Annotated in this window: 13 protein-coding genes and 1 tRNA gene; 6 read left to right on the top strand and 8 right to left on the bottom strand. The window is 68.6% G+C overall.

Annotated elements, in window-relative coordinates; genetic code table 11:
- Window positions 1-20 precede the first annotated feature (20 nt).
- The gene (locus FN829_RS08830) at window positions 21-476 is read right to left on the bottom strand and encodes a TRAM domain-containing protein (protein ID WP_142986617.1); all 456 of its coding nucleotides are present in this window, start codon (window positions 474-476) and stop codon (window positions 21-23) included.
- A gap of 145 nt (window positions 477-621) precedes the next feature.
- Between FN829_RS08830 and FN829_RS08835 the strand changes: the two genes are divergently transcribed.
- The gene (locus tag FN829_RS08835) at window positions 622-1,860 is read left to right on the top strand and encodes a mandelate racemase/muconate lactonizing enzyme family protein (RefSeq protein WP_142986618.1); all 1,239 of its coding nucleotides are present in this window, start codon (window positions 622-624) and stop codon (window positions 1,858-1,860) included.
- 273 nt (window positions 1,861-2,133) lie between these two features.
- On the opposite strand, the gene FN829_RS08840 is transcribed toward FN829_RS08835, so the two are convergent.
- Window positions 2,134-2,907 carry a PHP domain-containing protein gene (locus tag FN829_RS08840; RefSeq protein WP_142986619.1) on the bottom strand — a complete coding sequence of 258 codons (774 nt, stop codon included), beginning with the start codon at window positions 2,905-2,907 and terminating at the stop codon, window positions 2,134-2,136.
- Window positions 2,908-3,024: 117 nt separating this feature from the next.
- Between FN829_RS08840 and FN829_RS08845 the strand changes: the two genes are divergently transcribed.
- Complete coding sequence (locus tag FN829_RS08845; RefSeq protein WP_142986620.1) at window positions 3,025-4,047, top strand: acetamidase/formamidase family protein; 1,023 nt, start codon at window positions 3,025-3,027, stop codon at window positions 4,045-4,047.
- A 30-nt stretch (window positions 4,048-4,077) separates the two neighbouring features.
- On the opposite strand, the gene FN829_RS08850 is transcribed toward FN829_RS08845, so the two are convergent.
- Both FN829_RS08850 and FN829_RS08855 read right to left on the bottom strand, forming a co-directional pair.
- Complete coding sequence (locus tag FN829_RS08850; protein ID WP_142986799.1) at window positions 4,078-5,250, bottom strand: MFS transporter; 1,173 nt, start codon at window positions 5,248-5,250, stop codon at window positions 4,078-4,080.
- A 299-nt stretch (window positions 5,251-5,549) separates the two neighbouring features.
- On the bottom strand, window positions 5,550-6,464 hold the full coding sequence (locus FN829_RS08855; protein WP_142986621.1) for a PLP-dependent cysteine synthase family protein: 915 nt from the start codon (window positions 6,462-6,464) through the stop codon (window positions 5,550-5,552).
- A gap of 159 nt (window positions 6,465-6,623) precedes the next feature.
- Between FN829_RS08855 and FN829_RS08860 the strand changes: the two genes are divergently transcribed.
- A complete protein-coding gene (locus FN829_RS08860) occupies window positions 6,624-7,007 on the top strand; it encodes a TlpA family protein disulfide reductase (protein WP_142986622.1) in 384 nt (127 codons plus the stop codon).
- Between the two features lie 148 nt (window positions 7,008-7,155).
- Here FN829_RS08860 and FN829_RS08865 read toward each other — a convergent pair.
- Window positions 7,156-7,229, bottom strand: a tRNA-Tyr gene (locus FN829_RS08865).
- 166 nt (window positions 7,230-7,395) lie between these two features.
- On the opposite strand from FN829_RS08865, the gene FN829_RS08870 reads away from it, so the two are divergent.
- Both FN829_RS08870 and FN829_RS08875 read left to right on the top strand, forming a co-directional pair.
- On the top strand, window positions 7,396-8,256 hold the full coding sequence (locus FN829_RS08870) for a hypothetical protein (RefSeq protein WP_142986623.1): 861 nt from the start codon (window positions 7,396-7,398) through the stop codon (window positions 8,254-8,256).
- Between the two features lie 68 nt (window positions 8,257-8,324).
- Window positions 8,325-11,162, top strand: coding sequence for an ATP-dependent helicase (locus FN829_RS08875; RefSeq protein ID WP_142986624.1), 2,838 nt, complete (start codon window positions 8,325-8,327; stop codon window positions 11,160-11,162).
- Window positions 11,163-11,178: 16 nt separating this feature from the next.
- On the opposite strand, the gene FN829_RS08880 is transcribed toward FN829_RS08875, so the two are convergent.
- A complete protein-coding gene (locus FN829_RS08880) occupies window positions 11,179-11,367 on the bottom strand; it encodes a hypothetical protein (protein WP_142986625.1) in 189 nt (62 codons plus the stop codon).
- A gap of 621 nt (window positions 11,368-11,988) precedes the next feature.
- Between FN829_RS08880 and dpsA the strand changes: the two genes are divergently transcribed.
- Complete coding sequence (gene dpsA / locus FN829_RS08885; protein ID WP_142986626.1) at window positions 11,989-12,534, top strand: DNA starvation/stationary phase protection protein DpsA; 546 nt, start codon at window positions 11,989-11,991, stop codon at window positions 12,532-12,534.
- 21 nt (window positions 12,535-12,555) lie between these two features.
- Here the strand turns inward: dpsA and FN829_RS16155 are convergent, their stop codons facing one another.
- Complete coding sequence (locus FN829_RS16155) at window positions 12,556-12,810, bottom strand: amphi-Trp domain-containing protein (RefSeq protein WP_246066491.1); 255 nt, start codon at window positions 12,808-12,810, stop codon at window positions 12,556-12,558.
- A 134-nt stretch (window positions 12,811-12,944) separates the two neighbouring features.
- Window positions 12,945-13,124, bottom strand: coding sequence for a hypothetical protein (locus FN829_RS08895; RefSeq protein ID WP_142986628.1), 180 nt, complete (start codon window positions 13,122-13,124; stop codon window positions 12,945-12,947).
- Window positions 13,125-13,174 lie beyond the last annotated feature (50 nt).

The raw sequence follows: 13,174 nt of genomic DNA on the forward strand, positions 1-13,174 counted from the left end.
CCACTCCGGGTCGAGGGTGGTCAGTCGTCGAGCACGGACGCGAACGAGACGTTCTCGCGGACGCTCGTGATCTCGACCGTGATCTCGTCGCCGAGCTCGGCGTCGGGGACGATGACGACGTAGCCCCGCTCGATCTTCGCGATGCCGTCGCCCTTGTCGCCGAGCGTCTCGATCGTCACCTCGCGGACCTCCCCCTCCTCGACGGGCGGTCCGGAAGCGCCGCGTCCGGCACCGGACCCGGCGGTTCCGCCGTTCGATCGGTGGTCTCCGTCGGTATCCGACGAGGTCCGCGCTCGGTCCCCGTCGTCCGTACTCCGTCGGTCACGGTCGATCACGGCGACCCGGTACGTCTCGCCGGCCGTCACGGCACCGTGTTCGATCTCGCGTTTCGGTACGGACACCACGTATCCCCCTTCACCGTCGACTTCCAACTCCGCGGTGAACAGACAGGTGAGCGACTCGGTTATCTCGACCATACGACCCGTTCGTGGGGGGTTAAGGAAAACGCTCCCCTTCGATTCGCCGTTTCGACGCCCGATCTCACTGGTCTCCGCTCGGAACGGACGGTCGAGTCGGATCCGGAGCATAAACGCTTACTGTGATCCGAATTAACGTCTCGGCATGAGCAGGAACTACGAGTCGCTTCACGACCCGAACGCGGAGTACACGATGCGGGAGCTCTCCGCCGAGACGATGGACGCAACCCGCTCGCGCGGCGGCGGTCGCGACCTCGAGATCACGGACGTTCAGACGACGATGGTCGACGGGAATTTCCCCTGGACGCTCGTGCGCGTCTACACCGACGCGGGCGTGGTCGGGACCGGCGAGGCGTACTGGGGCGCGGGCGTTCCCGAGCTGATCGAGCGGATGAAGCCGTTCGTCGTCGGGGAGAACCCGCTCGACATCGACCGCCTCTACGAGCACCTGATCCAGAAGATGTCCGGCGAGGGGTCCGTCGAGGGCGTCACCGTCACGGCCATCTCCGGGATCGAGGTGGCGCTTCACGATCTCGCGGGTAAGGTCCTCGAGGTGCCCGCCTACCAGCTGCTCGGCGGGAAGTACCGTGACCGGATGCGCGTCTACTGCGACTGCCACACCGAGGAGGAGGCCGACCCCGAGGCGTGTGCCGACGAGGCCGAACGCGTCGTCGACGAGCTCGGTTACGACGCGCTCAAGTTCGACCTCGACGTTCCGTCGGGGCTCGAGAAGGACCGCGCGAACCGCCACCTCCGTCCCGGGGAGATCCGCCACAAGGCGGAGATCGTCGAGAAGGTCACGGAGCGCGTGAAGGACGAGGCCGACGTCTCCTTCGACTGTCACTGGACGTTCTCGGGCGGCTCCGCGAAGCGGCTGGCGGACGCCATCGAGGAGTACGACGTCTGGTGGCTCGAGGACCCCGTGCCGCCGGAGAACCTGGAGGTCCAGGAGGAGGTAACGAAGAACACGACCACGCCGATCGCGGTGGGCGAGAACCGCTACCGCGTCACCGAGCTCCGCCGGCTCATCGAGAACCAGGCGGTCGACATCGTCGCGCCGGACCTGCCGAAGGTCGGCGGGATGCGCGAGACGCGGAAGATCGCGGACGTGGCGAACCAGTACTACGTGCCGGTCGCGATGCACAACGTCGCCTCGCCGGTCGCGACGATGGCGGCCGCCCACGTCGGCGCGTCCATCCCGAACTCGCTCGCCGTCGAGTACCACTCCTACGAGCTCGGCTGGTGGAGCGACCTAGTCGAGGAGGACGTCATCGAGGACGGCTACATCGAGGTGCCCGAGGAGCCGGGCCTCGGCGTCACGCTGGACATGGACGCCGTCGAGGCGCACATGGTCGAGGGCGAGGAGTTGTTCGATCCGGCGTAGCCGGATCGGGCTCGATAGACGAGCGGAGCGAGTCTATCGGTGTTCGACGAAGCGTAGCTTCGTCGTGCTCGGAAATCTCCGATTTCCGGTGTTTGACGAGGCGTAAGCCGAAGTCAAGCTCGCCTGACGGAGTCAGGCGGTGTTCGACTGAGCGAAGCGAAGTCGAGCCAGCAGCGCGGAGCGCTGCGTCGTTCGACGAAGCGTAGCTTCGTCGTGCTCGGGAATCTCCGATTTCCGGTGTTCGACGAGGCGTAAGCCGGAGTCGAGACCGTCTCACCGAGCGTCGATCTCGACCGGCTCGAGCCCGCGATCGTCGAGTTCCTCGCGGATCCCGGCCGCCCGTGGGTCGATCGCGTCCGGCTCGTGGCTATCAGTCCCGACGGTCACGCCCACCCCGTGATCGACGAGCGCGTCGAGGAACGCCGGCGCGGGATGGAACTCGCCGTACTCGTCGAGCAGCCGACCCGCGTTGATCTCCGGGACCGTCCGGGATCGCTCGAAGGCGGCCGCGACCCGCTCGTAGTGCTCCGCCGTCGCGAACCCGCGCAGGTGGGGGTTCCGCTCGATCAGGTCGGGGTGTGCCGCGATCGCGAACAGCTCGGCGTCGACCAGCGCGACCAGCTTCTCGAAGTAGCGGTCGACGAGGTTGCGGCGCTCCGCCTCCGAGCACTCGGCGAAGTACGACCGCGCGTGGACGTTGACGCCCTCGAGGTTGTGGACGCTCCCGATCGCGTAGTCGAACTCCGCCTCCTCGAGGAACGTACAGATGGCGTCCTCGTAGTCGGGGTGGTAGTCCATCTCGACGGCGTCGAAGACGAGGATCCCGGCGCGGTCGCGGGCGACGTCGATCGCCTCCCGGCGACGCTCGTAGGTCGCGTCGAGGTTGAACCCGAGCAGCCGTTTCCGTCGACGTGCGCCCTCCTCGGGGATCACGGAACAGTGGTCGGCGATCCCGATCCCGTCCAGCCCGGCGGTCTCCGCCGCCGAGACCATCGCCTCGAGGAACGACCCGTCCGAGTACGTCGAGTGGACGTGGTAGTCGTACATGCCGGAAGTGGGCCGGCCGGGGACACGTACCTTGCGGTGACGCCGCCGCTCGGAGACCGGCTCGGGGTGTGCGGTGTCGGTCGATTTTAACTCGATTGGCGATAGTCCCGATAGTGTATGACACGCACGGACGGCGGCGACCGCGGGAGCGACGGCGCACGAACCGATGGCGGAAGCGAGAAACGCGAGTACACGATCGACCACCACCTCTCGGACGCCGAGGAGAACGTCCACCGGGTCTGGGACAACTCGCTGGACCCGATCCTGACGGTCTCCGACGGCGACGTGGTCCGGTTCGAGTGCCGCGACGCGGTCGACCGCCAGCTCGACACGGAGTCGACCGCCGAGGACTTCGCGAACGTGAGCTTCGATCCGGTCCACCCCCTCACGGGTCCCGTCGCCGTCGAGGGCGCGGAGCCGGGCGACACCATCCAGGTCGACCTCCTCGACTTCCAACACAAGGGATGGGGGTACACTGGCTTCATGCCGGGCGAGATGGGTCTCGGACTGCTCCCCGAGGACTTCCCCGACGCCGACGTCCACGTCTGGGACCTCCAGGGCGACGTGGGCCACTTCGTGAACGGCATCGAGGTGCCGCTCGACCCCTTCCCGGGCGTCATCGGCCTCGCCCCGGGCGAGGACGGCGAGCACGACACGCTCCCGCCGCGCTCGGTCGGCGGGAACATGGACGTGAAACACATGACCGCGGGGTCGACGGTGTACCTCCCGGTCGAGGTCGCCGGCGGGCTCTTCTCGACGGCGGACTGTCACGCCGCGCAGGGCGACGGCGAGGTGTGCGTCACCGGCGTCGAGGCTCCGATGTTCGTCACCGCGCGCTTCACGCTCAGAGAGGACATGTCGATCGAGCAGCCGCAGTTCGAGACGAGCGGGCCGTTCACGCCCACCGGTCGCGACGAGCCGATGTACGGCACGACCGGGATCGCGGACGACCTGATGGAGGCGACGAAGAAGGCGACCCGCCACATGATCGACCACCTCGCCGAGAACCGGGGGCTCACGCGCGGGGAGGCGTACATCCTCTGCTCGGCCGCGATGGACCTGAAGGTGAGCGAGGTCGTCGACGCGCCCAACTGGACCGTCTCGGCGTACATCCCCGAGAGCATCTTCCCCGAGGAGTAGGACCGTCTGAGGCGCGGCCTGCGGGCGGTTTCAATACCCGGTCCCAAGGAGCGCGTTGCCGGCGATGACGAGGAACGCGACGCCGAAGAGGCCGGCCAGCACGCCGAAGGAGACCGCCCAACCGAACAGGTCGGCGGTGAGGCCGACGCCGACCGATCCCGCCGAGCCGATGACGGTGTAGACGGTGCGGACGAGTCCGAAGCCGGCACCCCGCTCGGCCTCGCTCATCGCGTCCATGAACCGCGGGTCGATGGCGGAGAAGAAGCTCGAGCCGAACCCCGCGAGCAGTACGGCGACCGCGAGACCGACGTATCCGGGCAGCGCCACGAAGCCGGCGGCACCGAGCGCCCCGGAGAGCATCGCCATCCCGATCGCGCCGTCCCGCCCGGCGCGGTCCGAGAGCCGGCCGATCCCGACCTGTGCGGCCGCGCGAACGACGAAGAACGCGGAGAAGACGCCGCCCGCGAACGACGGCGAGTATCCCCGGAAGTCGACGAGGAACGTCGGGAGAAACGAGATGACGCCCTGCGCGACGTAGGTGCCGATCGTCGCGATCGCGAGCGGGAGGAGGACGCTCGGCCGCGAGAGGAGTTCGACGAGCGGCCCGAGCCGCAGCCGATCGCGCATCGACTGGTCGGGGCGACGCGGCTCGGTCGGCCGGACCCGCCAGGCGAAGATCACGAAGATGGGGACGCCGACGAGCGCGGCGAGCGCCACGCCCGGCCGCCAGCCGTAGCGAACGCCGACCCACGCGGCGGCGATCGGCGCGACGAGCCCCGCCAGCGGCCCGCCGATCGAGTGGAGCCCCACCGCGGTGCCGAGGTCGTCGAACGTCCGCGAGAGCAACGTCGTCGCCACCGCGTAGTGGAGCCCGGCGACGAGTCCGAGGAGGAACGCGATCAGGACGAACGCGGGGAACACCGGCGCGAGCGCGAGCAGGAGGCTGGCGACCGTCGTTCCGCCGACCGCGACGAGGATGACCCGACGCTCGCCGAACCGGTCGGCGAGGATGCCGCTCGGGAACTGCGAGAGGCCGTACGCGAGCCACATCCCCGAGAGCGCCACGCCGACCGCGGTGTTCGAGACGCCGAAGTCGGCGGTGACGAACGGGACCACCGGGCTTATCGCCAGCCGCGCGAAGTACGTCACGAAGAAGGCGAGCATACACAGCGTCAGGACGGTGTGGCGGTACCGCCAGTTCAATTCGACCACCGTCTCCGGTTCCGCCGGGCCCGTCGGATCGATCGGCCCGCCGGTTCGAGTATACGGTTCACGCTCTACGTGGGACGTACCGAGACGAACCAATAAACGGTCGGCTACCGGCCGAACCGACCGTGGGATATCGGATCGGTCGGCCGCCGGTCATCGGATCGGTCGGCCGCCGGTCATCGGATCGGTCGGCCGCCGGTCATCGGACGGTCGTCGGCCGACCTCGACCCGGCTCCCGACCCACGGCAGAGTGACGAGCAGGTCCTTCCGTTCCTCCCCGTGTTCTCACTCTGCTACTCGAACGTTCCGGCGGTGAGATACCGCTCGCCGCTGTCCCAGAAGACGGTGATCACGAGCGGTTCCTCGCCCGCGTGGGCCCCGGACTCGCGGAGCTCCTCGGCGACGTCCTTCGCGGCGAGGTTCGACCCGCCGGAGGACTGCCCGACGAGGATCCCCTCTTCGCGCGCCAGCCGGCGACACTCGGCTTCGGCCGCCTCGAGGTCGACGACGTGAACGTCGTCGATCAGCTCGCGGTCGAGGTTCTCCGCGACGAATCCGGGGCCCATCCCCTGGAACTCGTCGCCGGTCACCGCCTCGCCGGAGAGCACGGCGCTGCCGGCCGGCTCGACCGCGTCGATCCGCACGTCGGGGAACTCCTCGCGCAGCCGGCGGCCGATCCCCGAGATCGTCCCCCCGGTGCCGACGCCGGCGACGAGCGCGTCGACGGTGCGGTCGCCGACCTGTTTCAGGACCTCCGGGCCGGTCGTCTCGTAGTGCGCCCGCGGGTTCGCGGGGTTCTCAAACTGGCGGAGCTGGACCATTCCCTCCTCGCGTTCGAGTTCGTCCGCGCGCGCCTTCGCCGCGGAGATGTTGCCGTCGACGACCTCGACGGTCGCGCCGTACGCCCGCATCAGCCGGCGGCGCTCCACGGACTTGCCCGCGGGGATCACGAGCGTCACGTCGTATCCCTTCACCGCGCCGACCATCGCCATGCCGATGCCCGTGTTCCCCGAGGTGGGCTCGACGATGCCGTCCCCCGGGTCGAGCTCGCCGTCGCGCTCCGCGGCCTCGATCATGTACAGTGCCGGTCGGTCCTTCGCGGATCCGCCCGGATTGCGCGACTCGACCTTCGCGGCGACCGTCGTCCCCGGCGGCGACTCCACTCGGACCAGCGGCGACCCGAGCCCCTCCAGGATGTCCTCGTCCATCGGATCCCTCGAGACGCCGGCGACTCAAATGCTCGACGGACTCCGGCAAGCCCCTCGGGGTCGTCGGGGTCGTCGCCGCGAGTTCTCCGTCGTCCACCGAGCGCGGCCATCGTCGCCGCCGCCGCGCCGTTCATAACCCTCGCCGCCCAACGAGGGCCCATGACGCTCGAAACGCTCGCGCCCGACCCGTCGTTCGACTCCGAGAGCCTCGATCCGGCCGTCCTCGACGCCCTCGCGGGCGACTACCGGTACAAGGTGTGGGGCGGTGACTGGTGTGGCGACTGTCAGCGACAGCTCCCGGCGTTCGGGGCCGCGCTCGAGGCCGCGGGCGTGCCTGACGACCGGATCGAGTCGTTCGCAGTGACCAAAGGCCCGAACGGCAAGGAAGGCCCCGGCGTCGAGGAGTACGACGTCGAACTGATACCGACGGTCGTCGTCGAGGACGCCGACGGCGAGGAACTCGCCCGCTTCGTCGAGGACGCGGACGTCTCCATCGCCGAGGCGCTCGCCCGCGACCTCGCGGACGTCGAGGCGACGGCGTAAGCGACGCCTGAGAGCGGATCTCGGAGCCGGTTCGCAGATCCGGTCCGGCAGATCTGAGCCGTCCAGTATGTCCCGTTCAGTTCGATCTACTCACGGGAACGAGAGGACGAGCCGACCACTATCGGCTACGAATCGACTGTGAAGGAAGTCCGCCCTCCCCGAATTGAACGGGGGACAAGCCGATCTACAGTCGGCTGCTCTACCAGGCTGAGCTAAGGGCGGTCACTGAATTCTAGCCGCTGGATCTGACTTAAGGGTTCCCTTTCGACGCCGGTTCGTGCCCGAGTATCGCACGCCGGAGACGCCGTGGCGACCGCACTCGTCGCGTGATCGACGACCACGAACGCGGCGCGCCGTCGTTAAGTCGGTCGCGGCTGGAGCGATGTACATGAGCGATGACGGGCCGGAGCGACAGGCCACGTTCGGAGTCGATGGCAGCCTCGAGACCGACACCACGCCGGAGGCGACCGGCGAGAACGACTTCGGCGAGCGGAAGGCCGAAAACGAGACCGACGGCGGCTACAGCCGGTACGCCGTCTCCAGTCTCCTCCAGAAGGCGGTGCGCCGCTCGGACGAGGAGGTCGCGGCGTGGGCCGCCTGGGAGCTCGCTCGCTCGGGCTACGGCTGGAACCTCTGGGACCGCCTGAACCTCTACGTCGTCGAGGACCTCCGCGCGGGAAGCGAGGTCGCCCTGACGATAGAGCGCTACGAGGAACTCGCCACCCAGCGGTGGGAACCGGACGAGTGGCGCGGTCGGCTGTGTGCGGTCCACGCCGCGCTCGCGGCCGCTCGCGGCCGCTCGACCCGCGAGGCGGCCAACGCCGACGCCTACTTCTCGGCGGCCGCCGAGGAGCGCGCCGAGGCGCACGAGCGAGGCGAGGCCCCCGATCACGACTTCCCGGTCGACCACCTCGAGGCGGGCGGCGAGTTCGACGTCGCCTTGGACGGTCACACCGGTGAGGGAGCCAAACGAAACCGCGGGACGCGCTTCTTCAAGACCCGCGGCGCGCGCGTCGGCCCCGAGGGGGAAGACGAGACGAGCGCCCGCTGGCAGCGGCTCGCGATGTCGCTCGACGACGACGTCGACTACTCGGCCGCCGAGCTGGATCGAGCCGTCGCGCCGGTGGACCCGGACGATCCGTGGACGGAACCCGAGGAGGTCGGTGGCGACGACGGCGGGAGGAACGACGCCGGCGGGGCAACCGACGACGCGAGCCCGGACGGGTCCTTGACCGACTTCTCGGAGTAGGGTGTCGGGAGGGGCTCACGCCGGGATCCGACACAACCGATTTGACGCCGCGTCTCCACGATCAGGTCGTGACCGACAGCACGGGCGAGACGGCCGAAGCCGCCGATGAGGCGACTGCGAGGCGGCTCCTCCGTGAGATCGGAGCCGATCGTGACTGGCCGTTCGACCCGGAGACGGTCCCGATCGACGACGCGACCGTCCTCGAGCACCTCTCGCCCGTCGTTCGCCGGTGGTGGGTCGAGACGTTCGGCGCGTACGTCGCGGGGAACGGCGGGCTCTTCACCCCGCCACAGCGCGGGGCGATCCCGCACGTCGCCGCCGACCGGAACTGCCTCGTGGCCGCACCGACGGGCAGCGGGAAGACGCTGGCGGCGTTCACCGCCGTCCTCGACGACCTCTTCGCGCGCGACCGCGCCGGCGACCTGGAGAACTCGGTGTACTGTCTGTACGTCTCGCCGCTCAAGTCGCTCGCGAACGACGTCGAACGCAATCTGGAGACGCCCCTCTCGGAGCTGTCCGAGCGGATCGCGGCGAGCGGCGGCGGAGACGGTGCCGGTCGCGACGCCGCGGGCAGCGACGGCGGCGACGACGGCCCGAACGTGCGCCAGGCGATCCGCCACGGCGACACCGACGACGCCGACCGACGGGCGATGCTCGAGGAGACCCCGCACGTCCTCAACACCACGCCGGAGACCCTCGCGATCCTGCTCAACGCGCCGACGTTCAGGGAGAAGCTGCGGACCGTCGAGTACGTGATCGTCGACGAGATCCACTCGCTGGCGGCGAACGAACGCGGCACGCACCTCTCCGTCTCGCTCGAACGTTTGGAAGAACTCGCTGACTGCTCGCCGACCCGCATCGGCTGTTCGGCGACGGTGGACCCCTTGGAGGAGGTCGCGGAGTTCCTCGTCGGTCGCGAGCGGGTCGCCGGCGAGGTCGGCGATCCGGACGGGTTCGCGACCCGCGAGTACGAGGTCGTCGACGCGCGGTTCGGCCGGGAGTTCGACCTGGAACTCCGGACGCCGGCCGCCGACCTCGTCCACACGCCGCGGTCGGTCGTCACCGACCGGTTCTACGGTGAGCTCCGGGAACTGATCGAGGACCACGAGAACACCCTCGTGTTCACGAACTCCCGGTCGGGAGCGGAGCGCGTCCTCAAGGAGCTCAGGGAGCGGTTCGACTACGACGAGGCGGACTCCGGCTGTCACCACGGGAGCCTCGGGGAGGCCCAGCGGCTTCGGGTCGAGGAGGGGCTGAAGTCCGGCGACCTCGACGTGGTCACCACCTCGACCAGCCTCGAACTCGGCATCGACATGCCCCACCTCGATCTGGTCGTCCAGGTCGGGTCGCCGAAATCGGTCGCCGCGCTCCTCCAGCGGGTCGGGCGGGCGGGCCACAGCCCCGGCGAGACCGTCGAGGGGCGGGTGTTCGCGCTCGACCGCGACGAGCTGGTCGAGTGTGCGGCCACGGTCGCCCGCGCTGAGGCCGGATTCGTCGACCGGGTGACCGTCCCGGAGAACGCCGCCGACGTCGCCGCCCAGCACGTGTACGGGATGGCGATAAACCGGATCCGTCCCGACCGGGAGGTTCGAGAGGTCCTCCGCCGGGCGTGGCCGTATCGGAGCTTCGGCGAGGAGCGCTACGAGTCGCTGCTGCGGTATCTCACCGCGGATTACGAGGGGTTGACCGACCGAAACGTCTACCCGAAGGTGTGGCGGGACGTGAACGACCCGCCCGGCGGCGCCCACCATCACGAGGGGTTCCCGGTCGGCGAGACGCTCGTCGGCAAGCGCGGCCGGCTCGCGCGGGTCATCTACATGACCAACGTCGGGACGATCCCCGGTTCGTTCAGCTGTGACGTGTACGACCGCGGGGACGAGCGGGTCGGCACCCTCGACGAGGCGTACCTCGACACGATCGCCCCCGGCGACGTGTTCGCGCTGGGCGGCGAGCGGTTCGCATTCCGTTACCGCCGCGGCTCGAACGTGTACGTCGACCGGACCGAGGAGCGGGCGACGGTCCCGACCTGGTACGCCGAGCGGCTGCCGCTGTCGGCCGACCTCGCCCGCGAGGTGCTCGCCTTTCGGGCGGAACTGCTCGATCGGCTCGAGGAGGGCGGCCCGCCGGCCGTCCGCGCGTGGCTTCGCGAGCACTCTCTCGACGGGAACTCGGTCCGAGCGATCGCCCGCATGTACGACGAACAGGTGCGGTACGCCGGCGTCGAGAGCGTTCCGACGCCCTCGCGGGTCGTCGTCGAGGAGGAACTCGACAGGGAGGCGTACAAGCGGCGGTTCTACGTCCACGCGCCCTACGGCCGGCGATTCACCGACGGCCTCTCGCGACTGGTGGCCGCCGAGTGTTCGGCTCGGACCGACGCTCAGATCGTTCGCGCCGTCGCCGACGACGGCTTCAGCCTCTCCGTCCCGCTGAACCGCAAGGTCGACGTGGCGGGGGTCATCGAGGGCCTCGATGCGGATTCGGTCCGCGAGGACCTCCGTGACGCGCTCGAGGGAACCGACCTGCTGAAGCGTACCTTTCGGATCGTCGCCGGGCGGGCGCTCACGCTATTGAAACGCTACAAGGGCCGGGAGAAGACCGCCGCCCAACGGCAGGTGTCTGCGGAGATGCTGCTCCCGTTCGTCGCCGATCTCGAGGACTTCGCCGTGACGGAGGAGACCCACCGGGAGCTCGCGGAAGACCGGCTCGACGCGGCGGGGATCCGTGACGTTCTCCAGGGGATCGATCGCGGCGCGATCCGGGTCGTTCACCACACGACGGAGTCGCCGACGCCGCTGTCGTTCGGGCTGGCGACGCTCGTCGACTCCGACGTGGTGATCGCGGACGACGAGGCGAGCGCGCTACGCGAGTACCACGCGAGCGTGATGGCGGCGATCGGAGACGAGTGAGCCGTCGACTCCGCTCTCACCCGGAGCCGACGACGTCCGGCGGGACCTCCGGAAGGCTCTCGAGGACGAAGACGGTGTAATGTAGCAGGACGAAGACGACGACGACCGACAGCAGGAGGAGAAGGACGACGATCACGCGGTCGTCGGTCCGGATGGTCGCTCGGGAGTCCGACCGGATCGATCGGCCACGGTCGCATCCACGCATCGGTGAAAATAAGCGAGGATTCGGATAAAAACGTCGCGGTACCGCTGTCTAACAGTCCCCTTGAGTCACATTCGCGTCTCGTTCGGTCAGTACAGCCTAAGCAACGAGCGATGGCGGTGGCGTCGCCGGCGCAAAGCGCCGGCTGCCAGAGGCGCTCTGCGCCTCTGGCAGCCGGACGTAGTCCGGCGACGAGGCTGGGGAGGCGTGAGGTGCGGTGCTGTGCTGTCGGGTGGGACTCAAAGGGGCAGCCGCGAGGGCGAAGCTCACCGACGTAAGCACTGGAAAGAGCGAGCAACGCGAGCGACTGAAGCGCGCAGCGAGGTGCGCGAGTCCTCGCGGCTGGGGCTTTGGCGGTGTTCACCGCTCCAGCAACGATCCCCTTCTACCCACCTCGACCACTATCGAAACACCTGTTCTATAAGCGATAGGATCCCACTGACGAATTCGATCATCCGCCGGTGCTCCGATCGCCGATGATCGATTCCATTAGGGTCGGTACGGTTCCGGACGGGTGACCGATTTCACCGCGTCGAACTCGACGAACCCCGAGTTTTAGGCCGTGCGAAAAGTGTTTACATGTTGATAAGATATAAGTGGGTACGGGCCGTACGGTAAGTCGTCATGAGCACGCAGAAAGAGACCCGACAGCGCGCGGGCACCGTCGAGGAGAACGCCCTCAGACTCGAGACCGAGAAGGCCGAACAGATCATCGAGGCGCTGAACTCCGATCTCGCGGACGCCTACGTCCTCTATCACCAGCTCCACAAACACCACTGGAACGTCGAGGGCGCGGAGTTCCTCGACGTCCACGTCTTCCTACAGGAGGTGTACGAGGACGTCGAGGCGGCCGCCGACGAACTCGCCGAGCGGCTCCAGGCGCTCGGCGGCGTTCCCCACGCCAGCATGACCACGCTCGCGGAGAACGCCACCGTCGAGGCCGAGGACGAGGACGTCTACGACGTGCGTACGTCCCTCGCGAACGATCTCGAGATGATGGGCGACGTCATCGAGAGCTACCGCCAGCACGTCGAACTCGCGGAGGGACTCGGCGATTACACCACGAGCGAGATGCTCCGCGAGCAGCTGGAGACCATCGAGGAACACGCCCACCACGTCGAACACTACCTCGAGGACGACACCCTCGTCGTCGACTCCGCGACGCACTGAAGCGACCGCCGGAGCTCGAGGTCACCGAACGTCCGGGGCGGTATCGTCGGTTCGTCCGGGCAGCTCCACTTCGATCTCCAAACTCGGCTCACCGGTCCCCTCGAAGTCGACTTCGAGTTCGACCGGTTCGCCGAACGCGAACGGTAGCTCCCACTCGTCGGTCGCGAGCCGGAGTTCGTCGCCGTCTTGGAGCTTCTCGCCCAATTCGATCAGAAACGTCCCCGCCTCGCTCGCGTCGAGCCGATACTCGCGCTCGAAGTTCCGGCCGGAACGGATGAGCGCCGGGCCGGACGCCGTCTCCGAGGACGGACCGTCCTCCTCGTCGCGATCGCTCGCGGACGGGCTATCGACCGCGGGCGAGTCGTCGGCGTCGGGCGCTTCGTCCCCCGTTACGGCGTCGTCGGGATCGGTCATCGGCGGATATCGACGGGGTCGTCCATCGCGATCCATCCGTCCGTGTTGTCGGATTCGATGAACACCGATCGGCCGGGACCGCACTCACAGACCGTCACTTCCGGCTTCCGGGCCGAGTCGGGTTCGCGATCGAAACCGTGGCGGGGCTCGCTGCGGGACTGCGCTCCTGGTGACATCGACTTTATTTAGGCACACCTAAAACAAAAAGGGTCCGGTCGTGAGCGAC

The sequence above is a fragment of the Halorubrum cibi genome, from assembly GCF_900182635.1.
In the GTDB taxonomy this organism is placed as follows: domain Archaea; phylum Halobacteriota; class Halobacteria; order Halobacteriales; family Haloferacaceae; genus Halorubrum; species Halorubrum cibi.